This window comes from Oenococcus sp. (assembly GCF_047725585.1).
Lineage (GTDB): Bacteria > Bacillota > Bacilli > Lactobacillales > Lactobacillaceae > Oenococcus > Oenococcus kitaharae_A.
Genome location: NZ_JBDNNF010000003.1, coordinates 135,680 through 156,181, shown reverse-complemented (window position 1 = coordinate 156,181; position 20,502 = coordinate 135,680). Strand labels below are relative to the sequence as shown.

The window sequence follows — 20,502 nt, the reverse complement described above, 5'->3', positions numbered from 1 at the left end:
TGTAAAACAATGGTCAAGCGGTCGTCAATGGGCACAGCGAAATCCTGTTTTTTTAAATCTGATGACTCTGTTAATCCAATAAATTAAAAGGCTAGTTTTAGTCTGGGTATACATCAGCTGACATCAGTAAAGGACTTATTTCTTTCCATGTAGATGGAAATGGATTCATCGTTATCTCAGTCTTAATAACCAAGAGACTGGTTCAACTTTTTCCTCATTGACTTAATCAATTTTTCCAGTGGTCAACCTGATGAATCAAAACGAGGTTGGCTACAATAGCTGTGACCACCAATGGTAAAAATAAGAAAACACGTATCCAATTGATGGCAGCAATTTGCCAGCACATTAACCAGCCGACTAAGCCAAATGAGACAATTCCTAGAAATAGTCCTGGTATATAGCTTTTTAGTACCAAGGATTGTACTATATGAACCAAAATATGTAAGTTATAAACCAGCATCAGGGCCAAATAAAAATTGATAGCTTGTTTTTTGTAACAAATAACCGCTATGATTAGCAGTACCAGATATTCCTCCAATACCATCAAGGCAAAGTTTTTTGCCTTAGTCGTTGGAATCAAGTTTACAAAACGACTATTTGCGTTTTTTTTAATCTTAACAACCCAATTAGGCATAAAGGCAATTTCCTCCAGCTCGTGCAGCATGAAAAATAAAGGAAATAAAAGATAAATCATAGGTCAATGCACTCCTTACTGTGTTGTTTGGTGGGTTGGAAAATTAATATTGGATGCTTGAGTGCTATCTCTGATGCCATATCCCAAAGGACACAACTTTTCACCACTCGTTTTTTCTTTTCATTTGTTATTCTAACATGCAAGAAAATTTCATAGAAAGGTCATGGAAAGGTTACTTTAATGGCCAACTACATAGTGATTAATCCTAGTAGTATCGTTTTCAATGTGAGCGATATACCACTAAATTTAAAGGTTTTGATCAAGTGAACGGAGGGCCATGGTCACAAACACGGAGCAGTATCGGTATTAAAATTATTTATTAGAATTAGGAACAAAGACTGTCCGATTAATACGGACCGATTTGGCTTTTGTCTGTAAAGCTGTTAGACTGTTAAGAAATATGATGGAAAATTCTAATAAAGAAACAAGTTCAAGCAGTTTTGATTATGCAAGACCAAGCAAGTCGGCCGAAGAAATTTTGGCTGAACGTTCTCAGACGGCTCGCCGCCGCATGGCCTACGACAATAATAAAAAACAGCATAAAAGCCGTTTTGATTATTTGACGATCACAATGGCCGTCTTGATGGCTGTTGCCACAATTGTGGCCGTGCTGGTTGGCCTGATTGCTATTTTATAATAACGTTGAACGTGAATAAGCCGGAAGCCGTATGGTTTTCGGTTTTTGTTTGGCTGATTTAACCTGCGACATTTCTTGTCACAATTAGGATCGCTTTTATAGGATAATGAATAGAGCTGGTCTCTAAAATGAGCAACAAGACAAGCATAAGCATAACGGATTATACATGTCAGACTCTTTTCAGCAAAAGCTATCTTGGCGGAGCAACTTTTACTTAATTTTTATCGGGCAATTTGTCTCTGGGCTCACCACAATGATTGTCCAGTATGCCTTCATGTGGTACATCACAGCTGTTTTAAAATCAGCAACGGCGCTTTCTATGTCAACACTGGTGATGTTTTTACCTTGGATTTTTCTGGCACCCTTTGCCGGGGTTGTGATTGACCGCTGGTCACGCAAAGTGATTATGATCAGCATGGACTTGATGGCAGCGCTGGTAGCGATTATTATTTCAATTACGATTGGCCAGTTTGCCGGTAATGCTTTATTGACTTTATTGCTGATTGCGATTTTTGTACGAGCCGTCACGCAGGTTTTCCAACAGCCGACCTTAAATACAATCGTGCCGGCCATTGTGCCGACAGAACAATTAACGAAAATAAACGGTCAGATTCAAACCTTGCAATCATTAACAATGGTGATTGCACCAGGTATATCAGCCGTGCTGTTTGGCTTGATGTCCATTCAGTGGATTATTCTGCTGGACGTGATTGGTGCCATTTTTGGTTCAGCAACGATTCTGTTAGCGCGAGTTCCCAAGCCGACTGCACAGGAAGAACAAGTTTCATTCTTCAAGAACTTTGGTTTGGGGCTAGTTGCTTTAGCACAACATCGCGGTATTTTCCAATACAGCCTATTGTCATTAGTCGCAATTACGCTGATTATGCCTGGCGCCAGTCTCTATCCATTAATGACAACCCAGCATTTTAATGGCACGATCGGGCAAGCCGGCATCGTAGAAACGGTCTGGTCTGTTGGCAGCCTGCTTGGCGGACTTTATATCAGTATTCGCGGTGCTGGCAAAAATCGTTTTTACGCTATTTTTCTTGGCTTGTTGCTACTGGGCTTATCCTTTACTGTTTTCGCTTTTCTCCCGGGAACCCCTGTAGGATTTTGGATTTTTGCCAGCTTGAATATTATTGCTGGTTTTGCTTTAGCCTTTATGAATTCGCCTTTCATTGCCATTGTTCAAGAACAAATCCCAGCCGAGACGATGGGCCGTGTCATGAGTGTCCTAGCTGCCTTAACAAATATTGGTGCGCCGGTCGGCTTGATGTTTGCCGGCCCATTAGCCGATAATTTTGGTATCACACGTTTATTCCTACTGGCTGGCGTCGGTACATTGCTTGTGACACTGGCCGCCGTGATTCTGCCGGCAGTTCGCAAGATTGATGAAAAAACAGATAATAAAAAAACGGCTCTTGATTAAAAACCGTTTTTTATTTAGGCTCAAGCCCACTGCGACCATAATTTGACGATGGCTTGTGTGCCTAAATCGCCCAAACCTTTTTCTTCGGCCAATTTAGCGTAACTACGCTCGGCCAGAGCTGTTGCGGGCAAGTCCAAGTTCATTTTTTTAGCTTCGTCCAAGGCAATCCGCAGGTCTTTTAAAATGTGTTTGGCATAAAAACCAGGCTTGAAATCACCAGCCAAAATTCTCGGCGCGTAAGCTTCCATGGACCAATTATCTGCGCCTCCGGCTGACAATGTGTCTAATGTCTCTTGCAAATCCAGCCCGGCCGCTTTGGCATAAGTCAGCCACTCGGCCAGGCCCAGCATGGTCGAAGCAATCATGATCTGATTGGCCATTTTAGCGTGCTGGCCTTTGCCGGCTTCACCAAAGTAGTTCACTTTTTTGGAAACGATTTGTAATAAAGGTAGTGCTTTGTCATAAGCTGCTCGATCGCCACCAACCATCGTTGTTAGCTTGCCGTCCCGCGCGCCGATATCACCGCCGGAAACGGGCGCATCTAAGACGCCGATCTTTTTTTCTTTACCGGTCGCCGCAATTTTTGCAGCTAGCGTTGGTGTTGAAGTAGTCATATCAATGAGAATCTGTCCGGCCTTGGCTTGCTTAAAAATACCCTGATCCCCAAAATAGGTCTCCTCGACATCTTTCGGGTAGCCAACCATCGTAAAGACGACATCTTGTCCGATAGTTGCTTCCGCGGCTGAATCTGCCCAGACTGCGCTTTGATCTAAGACTTTTTGCGCATGTGCCTTTGTGCGATTAAAGACAGTCACAGTCTGACCAGCCTTTAAAAAATTATTGATAATGCCGGTGCCCATGACACCGGTTCCGATAAAAGCAATTTTCATGTTTGCCTCCTGTTCACAAAATAAGTTTAAAACAGTTTTGTGACAACGTTGTTTTTTCGGCCAAACAGTGTATGATAAATAACATCAGTTATGAAAATAGTCTTTAAGAACAATTCAGCATGGTGGTGGCTCGGTTAAGCGGGCTGCTTTTGTGTGATTTGTTCACTGAGGCCCGCCAATAGCGGGCTTTTTCTTTTGTTCTCGTATCTTTAGATGAACAATTGGCCGGACCCGCTCACTTGCGGGTTTTTCTTTTGCTGATTGAATGATAAGGGAGAATGAAGATGAAGAAAATTTATGGATTAATAGCAGTTGTTGTGGCTATTTTGGCCTTTGCCTTTTACCGGGCATCTATGCCAAAACCAAGCGCCAACAACAATGTCAAGAAAGTAGCAGGGCCCAAAACGGTTAAGGTAGGCATTCTGCAGTTAGTGACACACCCGGCTTTGGATCAGATCCACCGTGGTGTTGTGGCCGGCCTGCGTTCACAAGGATACCACGTCGGCAAGAATTTGAAGATTGATTACCAAAACGCGCAGGCTGATCAAGCAAATCTGCAGACGATGGCTTCAAAATTTGCCAATGAGAATGAAGATTTGATGGTTGGTATTGCGACACCAGCGGCTCAGTCATTGGCTAAAGCAGCTGCAGGCAAAACACCGGTTATCTTAGCCGGCATTACAGACCCGGTCGGCGGCGGTTTGATTAAATCTAATCAGCGTCCAGGTGCCAACATCACAGGTACTTCTGGCGAATCACCGTTAAAATCGCATTTGAATCTGATTAAACAGATTGTACCCAAAGCCAAGACTTTAGGGATTATCTACACAACTTCTGATCACGGCGGCACTTATAATGCTTTGAAGATGCAAAAGTTTGCTCAGCAAGCTGGTTATACAGTTAAGATGTACACGATTTCAACAACTAATGACATGCAGACGATTGCCGGCCAAATGGTATCGCAAGTTGATGCTGTTTACGCACCACAGGATAACGGCGTCGCCAGTGCTATGAAGACACTTGTTAATGTGGCTAATGCCGCTAAAGTCCCAGTCTTTCCAGCCGCTGATACGATGGTTCATGACGGTGGGCTAGCAACATTAGCTGTCAGCCAATTCCAGTTAGGCAAAGTTTCCGGAATCATGGCTGCTAATGTTTTAAAGGGCAGAAAGCCAGCTAATTATCCGATTGAATTTATTCGCAAAGGCATCATGTCTGTGAACACGACTGAAGCAAAACTGCTCGGTATCACATTGCCGGCATCAGTCTTAAAACAGGCCAAGGACAAAGGAGAAATTTTTAAATGAATTTGATTGTTTCTACGATCGGGCAAGGCCTGCTCTGGTCGATTCTAGGTATCGCTTTGTTTTTAACTTTTAGAATTCTCAATTTCCCCGACATGACTGTCGAGGGTACTTTTCCTCTGGGAGCCGCAACAGCTGTTAGTCTGATCACACATGGTGTTGATCCATTTATTGCCAGCCTTGCGGCTTTTGTGACCGGTATGCTAGCCGGCGCAATTACTGCCTTCTTATATACAAAAGGCAGAATTCCGATTTTACTAGCCGGTATTCTGGTCATGACGGCCTGCTTATCTGTGAATCTGCGTATCATGGGCTCAGCTAATATTTCTTTGATCGGCCGGCAAACGATTTTCTCATCCCTTTCGCAGATGCCGCGCTATTTTGATGCGATTATCGTCGGCCTTGTCTCGGTTACCATTGTGACATTGTTGTTAATCTATTTTTTGCAAAGTGATCTGGGACAAGCCTTCATTGTTACAGGCGATAATCCGACGATGGCGCGTTCGATCGGGATTAATACTGATCGGATGACGATTTTAGGCTTGATGGTTTCAAACGGTTTAGTCGCTTTAGGCGGGGCGATTATTGCGCAAAACAATGGCTATGCCGACATCAATATGGGCATTGGCATTATCGTCGTGGCTTTGGCTTCCATCATTATCGGTGAAGTAGTCTTTGGCAATTTGACAATGAATCAGCGTCTGGTTGCGATTACTTTAGGTTCAATTATTTATCGTTTTGTCCTGCTGATCGTCCTGCAGCTAGGTTTTTCGACCAACGATCTGAATTTACTGTCGTCGATTCTGTTAGCTATCTGCCTGATGCTGCCGCGTCTGAGCCATTTGCTTCATTTTGACAATTTAATTAAGCGAGGAGTTTCAAACAGCCATGACTAATACGAATGCAATTTTGTCTTTAAAAGATGTCACAGTCAAGGTTCATTCTGATAACGGCAGCGAGACAGAAATTTTGAAAAACTTCAATTTGGATGTGGCTGATGGTGACTTTATTACGGTTCTTGGTGCCAATGGTGCCGGGAAATCAACTTTCTTCAATGTGATCGCTGGTACTTTACCGGCTGATAGCGGCCAGATTTTTCATGCCGGCCAGGATATTACGTCTGTGTCGGCTGAGAAACGGACAGCTTTTCTCAGCCGCGTCTTTCAAGATCCGAAGATGGGAACCAGTCCACGTATGACCGTCGCTGAAAATTTACTGCTGGCTGCTAAGCGAGGTGAAAAACGCCGTTTACTGCCGCGTCATTTGAGTTCAAAAATGGCGGATTTCAAGCGTATTACGGCTGCGATGGGCAATAAACTAGATCAGCGTTTAAATACAGCGACTGAAAATTTATCTGGTGGTCAGCGTCAAGCCTTGAGTTTTCTCATGGCGACCTACAAAAAGCCGGATATTTTACTATTAGATGAGCACACGGCTGCCTTGGATCCAAAGACCAGTGCCGAACTAATGCAGAAAACGGCCCAGCGGGTCAACGAGGATCATCTGACCTGCCTCATGATTACGCACCGCATGGACGATGCTTTAAAATACGGCAACCGTCTGATTGTGATTGATAATGGTGCCGTTTCACATGATTTTAATCGTGATGAAAAGGCTGCTTTGACAAAAGATAAACTCTTCTCATTTTTCGATGCAGAGGCCTAAAGCGGCTGACCGACCGATTTATGACGCGATTAAGATAAAATAAAGATAGAAGCAATGTGAGGAGGAGTCCGAAAATGTGCGGTCGGTATACTTTTCAATCTGATTTTTCGCCAGAAATCAGCCAAATCACACGGTTGGCTCAGGCTAACGGCTATGAAATCAAGACCGGCGAAGTTTTCCCAGGAGATACAATGGCTGTAGTCATTGCCGATCAAGGGAAAATTAAAGTTGTGGGGATGGCCTGGGGTTTTCCAATTTTCGACAACAAACGACTTTTGATTAATGCGCGTTCAGAGACTTTGCTAGAGAAACGGACTTTTGCTGAAAGCTTTAAAAAACGGCGCTGTGTTTATCCAACGACAGGATTCTTTGAATGGAACTTAGACAAGGAAAAGGTCTGGTTCAATTATGCGAACCATCATGAGGCACTTTATATTGCCGGATGTTACAACTTTTTTGATGGTCAAGCACGAAGTGTTTTGTTTACAACTGAGCCCAATCAGTCGGTTGCACCAGTCCATAATCGCATGCCCTTGATTTTAAAGAAAACACAAATTGCCGCCTGGCTCTCGGATTTTAATGCCGCTAGCGAGATGATTGCGAATCCAATGCCCGAACTTTTTTCTAAAAAAGTATAATTTTGTACGTATATTTGACCACATTCACGTAAATTACAGCAATAACTTTCTTTTATCAATGAAAAAACTTAAAATAAAGTTATTCTCTTTTCTTGGAAGGATATCGCATGAGAAAATATGTGAGCGAGTTTCTAGGCACCTTTTTATTGGTTTTCATTGGCACGAGCTCAGTTGTGATTGCTCGCGGCAGTGTTTTGACGATCGCACTGGCTTTTGGATTGGCGGTCACAATTTCTGCCTATGCTTTTGGCGGTATTTCCGGCGGCCACTTCAATCCAGCCGTGACGACTGCGATGTGGTTGAATAAGCGCATTGGTTTGGCTGATGCAATTGGCTACATTGTGTCTCAGATTATCGCGGCCTGCTTAGCTTCTTGGCTTGTCCAACTGTTTGCCAAAGGACTAGGCCAAGCTGCCAATCAATTGGGTCAGACAGATTTTCCGAAAATTTCTGTCGGGCTGGCATTCACAGTTGAAACGTTAGCCACTTTCCTGTTCTTGACAATTATTCTTAACGTCACTAGCAAAGAACACGGCAATAGCGATTTTGCCGGCTTAATTATTGGCCTTACTTTGGCTTTAATGATTGTGTTTTCCTTAAATCTGACTGGCGGGTCATTGAACCCGGCACGTTCGATTGGACCGGCACTTTTCGCTGGTGGTTCGGCCTTATCGCACTTGTGGCTTTACGTTGTCGCACCAGAAGTTGGTGCGATCATCGCAGCATACGTGTCAAAGTTTTTGCTTCAAAGCGAAGATTAAAAAACGAACCCAGAGAGGTTCGCTTTTTTATGATTTATTTTTTTTGAAAGGGTCTCTTTGATCGTGATGATCCTGATACCATTTCTCAGCTTGTTCAGTCGCGATTGCAATAGCCCTTTGATCGCTATAGCCTTTCTCTTTTAAAGCGTTAGCAATGTCGACAGCTTTATCACGAGCGACTTTTTTCAAATTCTTCATTGAGGTTGGATACTCTTTCTCACTCCAAGGCATTAGATTTCCTCCGATTATTTAAAGTTCAACCTATAGATAATGATAGCAAGGCAACTTTAAAAGAAGGTAAAAGTTTGGCAATCAAAAAAAGACGGCACATAGTCGTCTTTTAATTTCTAAATATTAAAGATTTTCAGTCAAATCCAAGAACTCATCGACATCTTTTTTAATCAGATCAGCGCCAGCCTGCCAGAAATCAGGTTGAGTCAGATCAACACCGAGATGTTTTTTCGCTAATTCTTCAGAACTCATGTTGGCCGTGTCGCGCAGCAAGGCGATATAAGCAGTCTCGAAATCCTGCTGTTTTTGTGCCCAAGCGAAGATACCTAAGCTGAACAAATAGCCGAAGGTATATGGGAAGTTGTAGAAGGGCACATCGTCAATGTAAAAATGCAGCTTGGAGGTCCAAAAATGGGGATGAACACCTTGATCAGATAAGGCACCGGCAAAGGCCTCTTTTTGTGCTGCGACCATCAGCTGATTCAGCTGTGCAGGCGTCAAGACACCTTTTTGGCGTTCTTTATAAAAATTGCTTTCAAAGATGAAACGGGCGCGAATGTTCATAAACATAGCTGTTGCATTGGACATTTTGGCATCCAACAGAGTAATTTTTTCAGCGTCTGATTGTGCTGCTTCAACATTAGCCGTATTGATAATCGTTTCAGCAAAAGTCGAAGCCGTCTCAGCTACGTTCATGGCATAATTTTGACGCCACTGCGGCAGATCATACAGATTATGTGAGTGAAAGGCATGGCCCAATTCATGAGCAATGGTTGCGGCATCGTTGACTGACCCAGTGAAGGTCAGGAAAATACGGTCTTCTTTTAAAGCGGGAATCGATTCGTCCCAGCCGCCAGGCTGCTTGCCAGGACGGTCTTCGGACTCAATCCATTGATTTTCAAAGGCATGTTTGGCAAAAGCGCCCATTTTTGGCGAGTATTTGGAGAAATTATCGATAATAAAATTGGCCGCTTGATCGTAAGTCAAGGTCCGCGGCTGATAACCAGGAACCTGCACGGGAGCTGTCTGATCCTGCCAAGAAATCTGATCAGAATCCAGCCCCAACAGTTTGGCTTTGCGGGCAAAGAATTTGACCAGCATACCTTCGTTTTTAGCGACTGTATCCCACATAGCTGTCAAAGAGGCTTTGGAAAGGCGGTTTAATTCCAAAGGTTTTTCCAGAAAATCAGAAATACCGTGGGCTTTGTAGTCAGTCAGACGGGCACCAGCTAAATGATTCAGTGTGTCAGCGGACAGGTTTTCAGCTTTTCCCCACATTTTTTCATAGTTTTTCATCAAGTCGGCACGTGCATCTTTGTCTTTGATGCCATCTAACAGATTTAAGGCTTGGCCGGCAGAGACTTCCTGAATCTTGCCATCAGCGTCTGTATAGCTTGTCTTTAACCCTGCAGAGATCGTGTCATAATGTGCTGACCAGGCGTGCAGTGCGTCGACCTGAAATTCGTTGATCAGTTTTTCCGTCTGATCGTCAAGCAGTTTGGCAGCTTTTTCTCTGCTCTCATTTAAAATAAAGACAATCGGCTTGGCTTTGTCATCGGCTAAAAGTTCTTTAAAACGCGCATCAGACAAGGCAGCTAAAAATTTGCCCCACTTTTGTTCTTGTACTGTGTAGTCAATCTCAATTTTTGATAAACGGTCGAACTTAGGGCCGATTTCACTTTTACCGTAATTGACTGAACTCCAAGCATTCAAGTAAAAACCAATTGTATGCAGTTTACCTTCAGCTGTCTGCAGGGAATCAGCAGCAGCCAAAATGGCCTGATTGCTGGATGTTTCGGACAAAGCAGCTAATTCTGCTGCTAGGGACGGATTTTCGCCTTCAGCAGCTTGAAAGGCTGATTCGAGTTCCTTAGAATCCAGCCCTGGGAACACGCGATCAATGTTCCAATTTTGTGAGTACGTCATTTTTTCTCCTTATAATATGAAACTATTATAGCTTTCCTTGGCCTGATGACAATTTATTTTAATGTTCGATGGCGCGCAGCCGGAATTTTAAGCTGCAGCCGGTATTTAGCCACAGTTCGACGAGAAATCGGCATATTTTCTTTGACTAATATGGCAGTCAGTTCGCTGTCCGAATAGGGTGATTTAGGATCCTCTTGTGCGATTAGTTTCAGCAGCCGGGTTTGAATTTCTTGATCGGAGTGTGTTTCAAAAAATGACCGGCGTGTAAAGAAATCTCTTAATGGAAAAATCCCGAAATCGGTTTGGAGGGCTTTTAAACGAATCGTGCGGCTGATTGTGGATTCGCTTTTATGTAGCTGCCAAGCGACTTCCCGCATCAATAAGGGTGCAATCGGATGATCATCTTGCGTGAAAAAGGCCAGCTGTTTATCAGCTAGTACCTGCCCAACAGCTAAAAGCGTCTGCTGTCTTTGACCGAGGCTAGCTGTCAGCCAGTCATATTGCTGGCGCTGAGTTTTGAGATAACTGTCTAAATCAGTGTCTTTATTTGGTGAAGTTTGCAAACGATTGAAGTAGCTTTCGTTGAACTTTAATTCTGGTTGATTAACTTTGAGAATTTCGACGACTGGATGGTCAGCTACCAGATGGATAGCAATATCCGGAATCAGCAGTACTTCGGTTCGCGGCTGATTGAAAAAAGCGCCCGGTGCGGGTGATAAACGCTGCAGGTAATGTAATGCCTCAGATATCTGAGCGGCGCTGCTATGATGCCTGTCGGCTAATAACTGCAAATCCTGATTTTTTAATAAATCAGGCTCATCCTGCATGAGTACAGCGGCTAGTTTCGGTGCTTGGGGATCGCGTTGAATTTGCAGATCCATTGCTTGGCTGAGTGATTGTGCACCGATACCAGGCGGGTCTAACTGCTGAAGCAGTGTTAAGGCATCCATGGCTTGGACTTTGGAAATGGCCAGTTCTCGTTGGATATCAGATAGTGAAAGTGGCAATATACCATTCTCATCAAGCTGAAAAACAAGCGCAATCACCCAATCTCTCAAAGGTGCATCGCGCATAGTTAAATTAATTTGATCAAGCAGGTAGTTATCTAAAGATTGATCTCGATCTGCTTGTGCTTCGATCCAGCTATTGTTGTCAGCGGAAACAAGCCCATCCAGAGAATTTTGATACCAAGCGGGTAGTTTGACATCTAAAAAGGGATTATTATTGCTGGCATCATTAAGAAAGCTGGTTAGTTCTTGATTGGTCAGCTGAAGCATTTGAATGGATTGCTGCAGCTGCTGCGTCATTGTGAATCCTTGGCGCTGCTGCGGCCGCTGGGATAAATTCTGCTGTCTCACTGAAAACTCTCTTCTCTATCACTCAATGATAGAACTACGCATATAAACTATATAACACAATTTGCTCCTATATGGTTCTGGCACTGGCTCCAAGAAGCAAAAAATGATGGCCTTTTATTTAGATGATCCGTATGGATCTTTTGATCATTTCAATGGTTCCTTGGCTTGTGTGCTCTTAAAGAATGGTGCCAGATCATATGGGCCAGCAGGATGACGACAAACAAAATGAACCAGATGCTTAAAGACGCAGCTTGATTAGCCGCGTTATTAGCCGCACCTGCACCATCAGTTTTGCGAAACCATAAAAATAAGGCACCAATCACGAAAATAATTGACCAGATCCAGGAACTGATTTTCCAAACTTTCATGCTGCCTCCATCTATGATAATATTTTGCTCCCAGCTCAAAACGGCTGTTTCATTCAATTATACATACGTGTTTTAAAACAGGTTTACGACAATTTTGTTTTCACACACAATTTAGAGGAAAATGGATATGTGAGGGAATTTGTTTTAAGTTAAGGAGACAGCCGATGGGCTTATTTATTAAAGAAGCATTATTCAAAACATATATGCAGCAAGTAGATCCTAAATTGGTGTATGAACCAGGTCATGCCGTGATTTCTGTGAATATTGTGAATTTAAATCCAGTCACAAATTGCGTCTATATCGGTGATGATTTTTTCTTTGCAGCTCGCTACAATGACGCTTTCGATGCATTTTCAAACGGTTTTGTGCTCACAAAAAATCAGATTGCCAGTATCACTCTCAAAAGCAAAGCACTGGCGGATCAATTAATCATCGAAACAACCGAAGAGGACCCGCATAGTCATCAGCCGTTAACCTTAAAAATGAGCCTGCCGAAAATCAATCAAACATCTTGGCACGTAAAGAATTTAAAACTGCTGAGGCAGCGTTTGGCCAAAGCCTAATTCTTTGGAGGGTCTATGAAACGAATCGATAAGATCGAGAGAAGCCTGAATGACAGCTGGGTCCAGCAGACGATTGATCAAGCAAAAAAACGACCCGGCAGTACAGCTGAAGAATTAGCTGCTCAGACACAAGTGAGCCGTGCGAATTGTTCTTTAGAATTAAATAAACTCGTGAGGCTCAAAAAAGCAGTTAAAATCAAGAGTTTTCCAGTACGTTTTCTGCCTATATCCTGGGTGCGGGAAAAATTCGGTATCTCAGATTTGACTTATTATGAATTTACAGATTTACAGCAGCTGGAATCGAGCTTAACTGCTAAAGCAGCAGCTGGCGTACCAGCTAATGTATCTGCACAAAAAATCGCTATTGACCTCCATGGCGACCCATTTGCACAGGTCATCGGTGCCCAAGGGAGTTTGAAAAACGCCATTTCTCAAGCTAAAGCCGCCGCTTCCTATCCGCCGCACGGCCTGCATATGCTGCTGGTCGGACAGACAGGTTCCGGGAAAACCTTCTTTGCGAGGAAAATTTACGATTTTGCCAAAGCCCGCGGCTTATTAAGCGCAGACGCGCCAATGATGGCTTTTAACTGTGCTGATTATTATAACAACCCTCAGTTGCTGATGTCTCAGCTTTTCGGTTACGTGAAAGGTGCTTATACAGGTGCTGACAAAGATACGCCTGGCCTAGTTGAACAAGCCGATCACGGCATCTTGCTGTTGGATGAAATTCATCGCCTGCCTCCTGAAGGACAGGAAATGCTGTTTTATTTCATTGATAACGGCCACTTCAGCCGCTTGGGCGAAAGCAGCAAGGATCGTACGGCCAATGTCTTAATTATTGGTGCCACAACCGAGGATCCGGCTTCCGCACTCTTAAGTACTTTTCTGCGTCGGATTCCCATGACGATTCGTATTCCTTCTTTGGCCGAACGGACTTTATCCGAAAAGGTTTCTTTAGCCAAGTATTTGTTTCAACAAGAAGCGCAAAGAATCAAAAAACAGCTGGTAGTAGCCATTGATGTCTTGACGGCTTTGATTACGGCCAACAATTACGGTAATGTTGGCCAACTAAAATCTCAGATTCAGCTGGTTTGTGCGCAAGCTTTTTTAAACAGTTTGAATACAACGGATAGGGTCTTAGTTAAAGTTAATGATCTGTCTGAAGAAATTCGCCAAGAATGGCTATCAAGCAGTTCTAATCTGAAAAAATCCAAGGAATTGCTGTCGCTCGTTGATACAAATACGGTTTTTAATGTCGACGGTTCGGCTGATCAGCCTGAGAATAGCGAAGGCAATATCTATAGCGAAATTGAAAACAAAGTCGGTTTGTTAAAGTCACACGGCGTTTCAGACGACGAAATTCACCAATATATCATGACTGATCTGCATTTGCACATCAAAAATTTCTTTGATCAAGGACGTGTCGAACAGAATTTAGCAAAATTTGTCTCGCCGGAATTACTGGATTTCACTCATGAGCTGAAAAAATTGGCCGAAGAAAAACTGCACACGCAGCTGGATCAGCGTTTTATCTATTATATGGGCATGCATATTGACGCTTTTTTCAAACGCGGCCTTAAAACAGACTTGCTGCTGGAACCAGAAATCCAAGAGATTAAAAAGAGCCATGCCAAAGAGTATCAAGTGGCCAAGCTGTTTGCTATGAGAATTAAAAGTAGTTTTGACGTTTACCTACCGGATATTGAAGTTATTTACCTCACCATGCTGCTGGCATCAATTGAGACACTGTCTGTTGACCACAAGGTCGGTGTACTAGTAGTTTCTCACGGTAATAGTACGGCTTCTTCGATGGTGCAGGTAGCCAATGAATTGTTCGGCGGCCATTATGCACAAGCGCTGGACATGCCGCTTAATTTGTCGCCGGAAGATATTTTTCGCAAGATGACTGCGATCGTACCTCGTTTGGATCAAGGCAAAGGCGTGCTGCTGCTCGTTGATATGGGTTCTTTAGCGATGTTAGAACAGCGTTTAACAGCCGAAACAGGCGTCGCAATTAAAACGATCGCAAATGTCACAACTTCGATTGTGCTGGATGTGATTCGCAAGGTGAATTATTTGAATATGGATCTTGGCTCGATTTATAATTCTGTCCGCGAAGATTTTCGCGAATTGGTGATGCAGGGCGATCTGCCCAATGAAACTGCCGCACAAAAAGTGATTCTGGCTATTTGCACAACGGGCAGTGGGACTGCCAAAAAAATCCAGGACATATTGGAACAAATTATTCACAGCAATACAAAGGAAGCAATCAGCGTTAAGACGGTTTCGGCTTTAAAAATGACGGAACAGATTGCTAAAATCGTACTTGATTACGAGGTGATTGCAGCTGTTGGGACAAAACGGCCAAGTCTGCCGGTACCTTATGTGTCGCTAGAGGAACTCATTGGTGGAAATGGTGAGGACGTGTTGAAGGCTGTCTTGCGCCATGAACCAACTTTGCCTCAGCAGCAGCCTTTGTCTGACAAGACGATTGTGGCTTATGACTTATGCGAAGATATTTTAAAAGCACATTTGGTCTACTTGAATCCTTATTTAATTAATCAATTGCTGAATAATTGGATTGATCAGGTCCAGCAGCGTTTGAATCACCGTTTTTCCAATAGCCTGATTATCAAAAGTATTGTTCATACGGCTTTTGCTTTTGAGCGTTCATTGCGTCAAGACAATTTGACTTTCACGGAACCGACCACCCCTGCCTTGGCGCGTGCGGAAAAATTTATTAGCCAGTCGCTGACTTATTATGAGAAAGAATTAGCTGTCACGCTGCCCTTGGACGAAAAGAAATATATTGCTTCGATATTTCTTGATGAAGGGGAAAGTGTTTCAAAGTTGTTTTAAATTCCGGCCAACTTGTTTCAAAAAAATCGTAAATCGTTCCAAATAATCATCAGTTGTTTTAAAACACCTCTGTTCTTCTTTTTTTACGGATGACAGAGGTATTTTTTTCGTCTTTTTTTGTTTAAAACAAGTCTGGCACGCTGTTTGCATGTAGATAAGTGAGGAGGAATAAGAATGGTAACAATAATTCTGAGTGGTCACGGACAAGCAGCACCTGGTCTGCTAAGTGCTTTTGAGATGATTTTCGGTCACAGTGACCAGATTCATGTTGTGACATTTTCAAAGGGTGAGGGTGTTGATGATTTAAAAGCACATTATCAAACGGTCTTAGGCACATTAGCGCCAGGCAGCGAGGTTTTGTTTCTTGTCGATCTTTTTGGCGGCAGCCCCTACAACGCAGCGACGCAACTGGTCTATGGTCATACGGAGCGCGATATTGTAGCTGGAGTTAATCTGCCAATGCTGCTGGAGGCAGGTTCAATGCTGGCTGGATCACTGTCAGCTATCGTATCGCATCTGAAGGAAATTGCACCTGGAACTGTACGCGTCTTTAGTGACGAGATTAAAAGTGTGAACACGACAGCTAGCGACGAAGGAGGGGATACATTATGAAAGTAACAGTGACAAGAATTGACGACCGTTATATCCACGGCCAGGTTTTGACCAAGTGGATCAAGTTGCTGCCGGCAGACCGTATTATCGTCGTTAGTAAAGAAGTTGCTGATGATCCGATGCGTAAAACACTGGTTTTGTCTGTGGCGCCGTCTAATGTGAAAGCCAGTGCAGTCAGCCCGGAAAAAATGGGGCGGGTGTTTCAAAACCCTAAATATGAAGATACAACAGCCATGCTGATTTTTGGTAATCCGACAGAATTGCTGGAGGCAGTTAACGCTGGCGTTGAAGTTAAAAAAGTGAATGTTGGCGGTATGCGTTTTGCGCCGGACAAAATCCACGTGACAGAGTCAGTCAGTGTGACACCAGAGGATGTTAAGGCCTTTCGTGCACTGGCCGATAAAGGGATCAGTCTGGATCTGCAGCAGCTGCCGGGGGATGCCAGCAAAGACTTCATGAAAATCCTCGACGATAAATCATAAAGGAGATAACGGAAAGTGAATATTATACAGGGTATTTTAGTTTTGTTAGTGGCCGGCATTGCTGGCGTCGGTTCCGTTTTGGATGAAGGACAGACGCATCGGCCGCTTGTTGCCTGCACGCTGGTGGGTTTGATTTTGGGCAACTTGAACATGGGCATCATTTTGGGCGGTACTTTGGAAATGATGGCCCTAGGCTGGATGAATGTCGGCCTGGCTATGGCACCGGATACCGCCTTGGCCTCAATTGTGTCAACGCTGCTGGTTATCAACACACACGCCAACATTGGTGAGGGTATTGCGATTGCTGTGCCGCTGGCTGCAGCCGGTCAGGCATTAACGATCTTTGTTCGGACGATTGTGGTTTTCTTTGTTCATAAAGGTGATGATTTTGCCAAGAAGGGCAATTACCGCGCAATTGAATGGATGCATGTAATTTCCATGGGTCTGCAGGCATTGCGCGTGATGGTGCCGACAGCTATTGTCATGATGATTAGTACGAGTGCTGTTGAGGCGGGATTAAAAGCAATTCCAACTGTTATCACAGGTGGTTTGCAGATTGCCGGCGGTATCATCGTGGTTGTCGGATATGCGATGGTGATCAACATGATGGATGTGCCGCATTTGAAGCCTTTCTTCTATTTAGGATTCTTGTTTGCTGCATTTACGAACTTCAACCTAGTTGGTTTTGGCGGCTTGGGTTTGATCTTTGCTCTGCTTTACATCCAGCTGAAGTACAACAACAATAATGGAAACAATCATCATAGCAGCGGTACTAGTGAGAAACTGGCAACGGCTTCTGCTTCAAACGGCGATGACGATTTAGATGACGATTTGGATGATTGAGAGGAGACATAATGGATAATGCAATAGCAAATACAGACACAAAAAAGACTTTAACCAAAAGCGATCTGCGCCACATGTACGTACGTTCCTGGTTTCTGCTTGGTTCATTTAACTTTGAGCGTGCGCAGAACATGGGCTACTGCTTTGTTATGATTCCGGCTATCAAGCGCTTTTATGCACCGGGCAAAGAGCGTAATGAGGCTTTGGAACGGCACATGGAGTGGTTTAACACACATCCTTGGCTGACAGCACCTATCTTTGGTGTTACATCAGCCATGGAAGAGGAAAAAGCTAATGGCGGCAAGGTTGACGGCACTGCGATTGCCGCCATGAAAATCGGGCTCATGGGCCCGCTGGCTGGTGTCGGTGATCCACTGCTTTGGGGAACGGCAAGGCCAGTGCTGGCAGCTTTAGGTGCTGGTATTGCTAAAACAGGCAGTATCTTAGGGCCGCTTTTGTTCTTTGTTTTAATCAACGCCATTCGTCTTTCTATCAAGTGGTATCTGCTCAAGTACGGATATCAAAAAGGCAGTGAGATTATCAGCGATATGGCTGGCGATCGCATCAAGAAGCTGACTGAAGGCGCCTCTATCATGGGATTATTCGTCATGGGTGCTTTGGTCTCCAAGTGGACGACGATTAATATTCCTATTGTTGCAACAAGGATTAGCGGCAAAACGCAAACGATACAAAATATATTGGATACGGTTCTGCCGGGCGCGTTGGCGCTGGTATTAACACTGTTTGTTTCTTGGCTGCTGAAAAAAGGCGTCAGTCCTTTGACAATTATCTTTGGTATTTTCGCTTTAGGTATTATCGGCAAGTGGTTAGGATTTCTTGGTTAAATCGTTGTTTGTACAAATCTGCTCTGAAAGGAGCAGATTTTTTTTGGCTGCTTTTCGTTTTGATCATAGCAGCGGCTGTTGTAAGATGAAGGAAACCTTGGCAGCCTTGTTGACACAATTGGAACACTGGCAGAACGCGATGAACAAAGTTTCTTTCTTTGCAGCTTTTTATGCAGCTTTGAAAAAAATGCTGCCTTTTGTCGTTGTGACGGTTTTTTTCCACCTGTTTGTGTCTATTTTCTTGACGCAACCGGGCTTTTTTCTGACCGTATTTAATATCAAACTACCGGCTTTTTTACAAGCTCCGGCAATCGAATTATCTCAATTGGACTTTTACTTGACGCGTCTGCTGCTGCCTTTGTTTGCTTTTTTCTATGCTAAGCATTTAATGGAGCCCCTTGACCATGACAACCGCCATGATTTAATTCCTCTGGTTAATTTTATTGTGACTTTTTTGTTGTTCAGCAACGATTTTCTTTTTCAAGCTTCCGGCCAAAACCTGCTTGTTGTGGCAGCAGTCACTTTTGTGCTCACGCGCTGTATGCAGCTATTGATTCGGCATCCGAATACGTTTAATCGGCAATTATTGATCATGTTTTGTCTCTTATGCCTGGTTTCGGCAGCCTTAGCGGCGGCATATCTTTTAAAAAATCACCAATTTGCCCAGATGGTTAATCTGGGACAGTGGTTTAATGACCGTTTTGTCTACTTGCTGTCAACAAATTTTGCTGGTGTTCTCCTGCTGGCCATCACGGCGAGTCTTTTCTTGTGGCTGGGATTACCGGTACCACTGGCTTTAACACGTAACACTTTTTCTCTTCCGGCAGCGATTGGTAATTTGAACGCTTCTTTGGACAATAAAGTTTCAACCGTGCCAAACGTCTTAAGCCTGCACACGCTTTATGATGCTTTTGCAGTTTTTGGCGGCGTTTCGATGAGTTTCGCCTTAATTCTGCTTTTATTGTTGAAGGGGCGCGCGCAATCCAAAAAAATGGCTAAGATTGCTCTGTTGCCCAGCCTTTTTAATAGCAATCAGATTCTGGCCTTCGCACTGCCGATTTTTTTCAATCCTTTGCTGCTGCTGCCTGCTGTATTGGCACCTTTAGCAGCTGTATCGATCTCAGCAATTGCCTTAAAAATGAATTTGGTTAATCCTGCTGTTTATCAGCTTCCTCAGCGAACACCGAGTCTGTTCGTGGCTTTTTTATCATCAGGTGCTGATTGGCGAAATCTGCTGCTGGTTGTTATCAATTTAGCAGTGGGGATGCTGATCTATTTTCCTTTTGTGAATCGCTGGTTAGAAAGGGATCGCGATGAAAAAGATTAAAAATGTGTCTGCTGGATTATTTCTGCTGCTTTTCTCACTGGCATCGTTGTTCGTCGGCCGCAATTGGGTGCGGCAGAGTATTCAAAACCAGGCAGTTGTCTATAATTCTAGATTGAATCCTACGATTATGATTCCTGGCTCGGCTGCCAGCAATACGCGTTTTAATAACTTGATTCTAATTCTGAACAGCAAAAGTACGCCGCACTCTTTATTGCGCGTCAGAGTCAATACGAATAACACAATTACTTATTCCGGCCGTATCAAAGCTAATGACCAGCAGCCTTATATTGTGATTGGTTTTCAAAATAACAGCGATGGTTATGAGACGATTAAGCGTCAGGCACGTTGGCTGAATTTAGCCATGCAGGCTTTGCAGAAACGTTATCATTTCAATCATTTCAATGCCTTTGGTCACTCCAATGGTGGATTAGATTGGACAATTTACTTAGAAAATTACTTTAACAGCAAAAAAAATACGGTTGGTACTTTGATGACTGTTGGTTCACCCTACAATTTTTCTGAAAGTTCGCCCAATGATCGGACACAGTTGCTAACCGATTTGATAAAAAGGCGTCATCATCTACCGCCTTCTCTTGTTGTATATTCGATTGCCGGCACTGAGACCTACAAAGATGATGGGATTGTGCCGATCGAGAGTGTCCTTGCCGGCCGCTATATTTTTCAAAACGTTGTTCATTCTTATACGCAAATTACGGTTTCTGGCGCTGATTCTCAACATTCTGACCTACCCACTAATCCACAAATCATTGAATTAATTCAAAGACGTATCCTTGATTTTCCAATTTCCCCATTGCCGAATACGAATAATGGTGGGACCAACTAAACTTATTTTTTGTTACAAATTTGCAATAGAGATGTAATTAATGTAACATGATTTGAGATTACGAAAAGGAGAAGGCGTGAAGATTTTGTTTGATTTTTTCCATCGTCCAGCCGTTCAATTTTTGTTAGAAACAGTATTTTATTTTGTCGTGCTGGTCATTTTGCTTTATTTATATGGATATACCGGTATTAACGATGGCGGATTTATCTATAACGAGTTTTAACAG

22 protein-coding genes are annotated in these 20,502 nt (G+C 43.5%); 16 read left to right on the top strand and 6 right to left on the bottom strand.

Annotated features, from left to right (window positions below):
• Window positions 1–226 precede the first annotated feature (226 nt).
• Window positions 227–694, bottom strand: a complete 468-nt coding sequence (locus ABF487_RS05330) for an HXXEE domain-containing protein (RefSeq protein WP_415634716.1) — start codon at window positions 692–694, stop codon at window positions 227–229.
• Window positions 695–1,094: 400 nt separating this feature from the next.
• On the opposite strand from ABF487_RS05330, the gene ABF487_RS05325 reads away from it, so the two are divergent.
• Together ABF487_RS05325 and ABF487_RS05320 are read left to right on the top strand one after the other, a co-directional pair.
• Complete coding sequence (locus tag ABF487_RS05325; RefSeq protein ID WP_415634715.1) at window positions 1,095–1,331, top strand: DUF4044 domain-containing protein; 237 nt, start codon at window positions 1,095–1,097, stop codon at window positions 1,329–1,331.
• A 166-nt stretch (window positions 1,332–1,497) separates the two neighbouring features.
• Window positions 1,498–2,760 (top strand): MFS transporter, encoded by a 1,263-nt coding sequence (locus ABF487_RS05320; protein ID WP_415634714.1) that lies wholly within the window; start codon window positions 1,498–1,500, stop codon window positions 2,758–2,760.
• Window positions 2,761–2,780: 20 nt separating this feature from the next.
• Here ABF487_RS05320 and ABF487_RS05315 read toward each other — a convergent pair whose 3' ends face one another.
• Window positions 2,781–3,650, bottom strand: a complete 870-nt coding sequence (locus ABF487_RS05315; RefSeq protein WP_415634713.1) for an NAD(P)-dependent oxidoreductase — start codon at window positions 3,648–3,650, stop codon at window positions 2,781–2,783.
• 284 nt (window positions 3,651–3,934) lie between these two features.
• Here ABF487_RS05315 and trpX point away from each other — a divergent pair, with 284 nt between their 5' ends.
• From trpX to ABF487_RS05290, 5 genes are all read left to right on the top strand, one after another.
• On the top strand, window positions 3,935–4,957 hold the full coding sequence (gene trpX, locus ABF487_RS05310; protein ID WP_415634712.1) for a tryptophan ABC transporter substrate-binding protein: 1,023 nt from the start codon (window positions 3,935–3,937) through the stop codon (window positions 4,955–4,957).
• Window positions 4,954–5,850: an ABC transporter permease gene (locus tag ABF487_RS05305; RefSeq protein WP_415632571.1), complete on the top strand. Its 897-nt coding sequence runs from the start codon at window positions 4,954–4,956 to the stop codon at window positions 5,848–5,850. The genes trpX and ABF487_RS05305 overlap by 4 nt, the downstream gene beginning before the upstream one ends.
• Window positions 5,843–6,619, top strand: coding sequence for an ABC transporter ATP-binding protein (locus ABF487_RS05300; RefSeq protein ID WP_415634711.1), 777 nt, complete (start codon window positions 5,843–5,845; stop codon window positions 6,617–6,619). Before ABF487_RS05305 ends, ABF487_RS05300 begins: the two co-directional genes overlap by 8 nt.
• Before the next feature lie 74 nt (window positions 6,620–6,693).
• The gene (locus ABF487_RS05295; protein ID WP_415634710.1) at window positions 6,694–7,257 is read left to right on the top strand and encodes an SOS response-associated peptidase; all 564 of its coding nucleotides are present in this window, start codon (window positions 6,694–6,696) and stop codon (window positions 7,255–7,257) included.
• 107 nt (window positions 7,258–7,364) lie between these two features.
• A complete protein-coding gene (locus ABF487_RS05290; protein ID WP_415632573.1) occupies window positions 7,365–8,018 on the top strand; it encodes an MIP/aquaporin family protein in 654 nt (217 codons plus the stop codon).
• A gap of 27 nt (window positions 8,019–8,045) precedes the next feature.
• Here ABF487_RS05290 and ABF487_RS05285 read toward each other — a convergent pair whose 3' ends face one another.
• From ABF487_RS05285 to ABF487_RS05270, 4 genes are all read right to left on the bottom strand, one after another.
• Window positions 8,046–8,249 carry a hypothetical protein gene (locus tag ABF487_RS05285; protein ID WP_028291878.1) on the bottom strand — a complete coding sequence of 68 codons (204 nt, stop codon included), beginning with the start codon at window positions 8,247–8,249 and terminating at the stop codon, window positions 8,046–8,048.
• Window positions 8,250–8,372: 123 nt separating this feature from the next.
• On the bottom strand, window positions 8,373–10,175 hold the full coding sequence (locus ABF487_RS05280) for a M3 family oligoendopeptidase (protein ID WP_415634709.1): 1,803 nt from the start codon (window positions 10,173–10,175) through the stop codon (window positions 8,373–8,375).
• A gap of 53 nt (window positions 10,176–10,228) precedes the next feature.
• Window positions 10,229–11,533, bottom strand: coding sequence for an RNA polymerase factor sigma-54 (gene rpoN / locus ABF487_RS05275; protein ID WP_415634708.1), 1,305 nt, complete (start codon window positions 11,531–11,533; stop codon window positions 10,229–10,231).
• A 149-nt stretch (window positions 11,534–11,682) separates the two neighbouring features.
• Window positions 11,683–11,901: a DUF3923 family protein gene (locus ABF487_RS05270; protein WP_415634707.1), complete on the bottom strand. Its 219-nt coding sequence runs from the start codon at window positions 11,899–11,901 to the stop codon at window positions 11,683–11,685.
• Between the two features lie 164 nt (window positions 11,902–12,065).
• Between ABF487_RS05270 and ABF487_RS05265 the strand changes: the two genes are divergently transcribed.
• The 9 genes from ABF487_RS05265 to ABF487_RS05225 all read left to right on the top strand — a co-directional run bounded on the left by ABF487_RS05265 (window position 12,066) and on the right by ABF487_RS05225 (window position 20,499).
• Complete coding sequence (locus ABF487_RS05265) at window positions 12,066–12,464, top strand: hypothetical protein (protein ID WP_263779844.1); 399 nt, start codon at window positions 12,066–12,068, stop codon at window positions 12,462–12,464.
• A gap of 15 nt (window positions 12,465–12,479) precedes the next feature.
• The gene (locus ABF487_RS05260; protein ID WP_415634706.1) at window positions 12,480–15,323 is read left to right on the top strand and encodes a sigma 54-interacting transcriptional regulator; all 2,844 of its coding nucleotides are present in this window, start codon (window positions 12,480–12,482) and stop codon (window positions 15,321–15,323) included.
• A 174-nt stretch (window positions 15,324–15,497) separates the two neighbouring features.
• Window positions 15,498–15,935 carry a PTS sugar transporter subunit IIA gene (locus ABF487_RS05255; RefSeq protein WP_007745419.1) on the top strand — a complete coding sequence of 146 codons (438 nt, stop codon included), beginning with the start codon at window positions 15,498–15,500 and terminating at the stop codon, window positions 15,933–15,935.
• The gene (locus tag ABF487_RS05250; RefSeq protein ID WP_415625137.1) at window positions 15,932–16,417 is read left to right on the top strand and encodes a PTS system mannose/fructose/N-acetylgalactosamine-transporter subunit IIB; all 486 of its coding nucleotides are present in this window, start codon (window positions 15,932–15,934) and stop codon (window positions 16,415–16,417) included. The genes ABF487_RS05255 and ABF487_RS05250 overlap by 4 nt, the downstream gene beginning before the upstream one ends.
• Window positions 16,418–16,432: 15 nt before the next feature.
• Window positions 16,433–17,260: a PTS mannose/fructose/sorbose transporter subunit IIC gene (locus ABF487_RS05245; RefSeq protein WP_007745427.1), complete on the top strand. Its 828-nt coding sequence runs from the start codon at window positions 16,433–16,435 to the stop codon at window positions 17,258–17,260.
• Between the two features lie 11 nt (window positions 17,261–17,271).
• A complete protein-coding gene (locus ABF487_RS05240; protein WP_007745428.1) occupies window positions 17,272–18,105 on the top strand; it encodes a PTS system mannose/fructose/sorbose family transporter subunit IID in 834 nt (277 codons plus the stop codon).
• A gap of 43 nt (window positions 18,106–18,148) precedes the next feature.
• On the top strand, window positions 18,149–19,432 hold the full coding sequence (locus ABF487_RS05235; protein ID WP_263779846.1) for a PTS sugar transporter subunit IIC: 1,284 nt from the start codon (window positions 18,149–18,151) through the stop codon (window positions 19,430–19,432).
• Window positions 19,419–20,276: an alpha/beta hydrolase gene (locus ABF487_RS05230; protein ID WP_007745430.1), complete on the top strand. Its 858-nt coding sequence runs from the start codon at window positions 19,419–19,421 to the stop codon at window positions 20,274–20,276. Before ABF487_RS05235 ends, ABF487_RS05230 begins: the two co-directional genes overlap by 14 nt.
• A gap of 76 nt (window positions 20,277–20,352) precedes the next feature.
• Window positions 20,353–20,499 (top strand): teichoic acid D-Ala incorporation-associated protein DltX, encoded by a 147-nt coding sequence (locus ABF487_RS05225; RefSeq protein ID WP_171900381.1) that lies wholly within the window; start codon window positions 20,353–20,355, stop codon window positions 20,497–20,499.
• Window positions 20,500–20,502: the final 3 nt, after the last annotated feature.

Bases quoted from the DNA above. Each gene is read 5' to 3' on its own strand.
- ABF487_RS05290 (WP_415632573.1), top strand. From the start codon at position 7,365: ATGAGAAAATATGTGAGCGAGTTTCTAGGCACCTTTTTATTGGTTTTC.
- ABF487_RS05320 (WP_415634714.1), top strand. From the start codon at position 1,498: ATGTCAGACTCTTTTCAGCAAAAGCTATCTTGGCGGAGCAACTTTTAC.
- ABF487_RS05230 (WP_007745430.1), top strand. From the start codon at position 19,419: ATGAAAAAGATTAAAAATGTGTCTGCTGGATTATTTCTGCTGCTTTTC.
- trpX (WP_415634712.1), top strand. From the start codon at position 3,935: ATGAAGAAAATTTATGGATTAATAGCAGTTGTTGTGGCTATTTTGGCC.
- ABF487_RS05300 (WP_415634711.1), top strand. From the start codon at position 5,843: ATGACTAATACGAATGCAATTTTGTCTTTAAAAGATGTCACAGTCAAG.
- ABF487_RS05305 (WP_415632571.1), top strand. From the start codon at position 4,954: ATGAATTTGATTGTTTCTACGATCGGGCAAGGCCTGCTCTGGTCGATT.
- ABF487_RS05315 (WP_415634713.1), bottom strand. From the start codon at position 3,650: ATGAAAATTGCTTTTATCGGAACCGGTGTCATGGGCACCGGCATTATC.
- ABF487_RS05255 (WP_007745419.1), top strand. From the start codon at position 15,498: ATGGTAACAATAATTCTGAGTGGTCACGGACAAGCAGCACCTGGTCTG.
- ABF487_RS05270 (WP_415634707.1), bottom strand. From the start codon at position 11,901: ATGAAAGTTTGGAAAATCAGTTCCTGGATCTGGTCAATTATTTTCGTG.
- ABF487_RS05285 (WP_028291878.1), bottom strand. From the start codon at position 8,249: ATGCCTTGGAGTGAGAAAGAGTATCCAACCTCAATGAAGAATTTGAAA.
- ABF487_RS05265 (WP_263779844.1), top strand. From the start codon at position 12,066: ATGGGCTTATTTATTAAAGAAGCATTATTCAAAACATATATGCAGCAA.
- ABF487_RS05325 (WP_415634715.1), top strand. From the start codon at position 1,095: ATGATGGAAAATTCTAATAAAGAAACAAGTTCAAGCAGTTTTGATTAT.
- ABF487_RS05240 (WP_007745428.1), top strand. From the start codon at position 17,272: ATGGATAATGCAATAGCAAATACAGACACAAAAAAGACTTTAACCAAA.
- ABF487_RS05250 (WP_415625137.1), top strand. From the start codon at position 15,932: ATGAAAGTAACAGTGACAAGAATTGACGACCGTTATATCCACGGCCAG.
- ABF487_RS05260 (WP_415634706.1), top strand. From the start codon at position 12,480: ATGAAACGAATCGATAAGATCGAGAGAAGCCTGAATGACAGCTGGGTC.
- ABF487_RS05280 (WP_415634709.1), bottom strand. From the start codon at position 10,175: ATGACGTACTCACAAAATTGGAACATTGATCGCGTGTTCCCAGGGCTG.
- ABF487_RS05330 (WP_415634716.1), bottom strand. From the start codon at position 694: ATGATTTATCTTTTATTTCCTTTATTTTTCATGCTGCACGAGCTGGAG.
- ABF487_RS05295 (WP_415634710.1), top strand. From the start codon at position 6,694: ATGTGCGGTCGGTATACTTTTCAATCTGATTTTTCGCCAGAAATCAGC.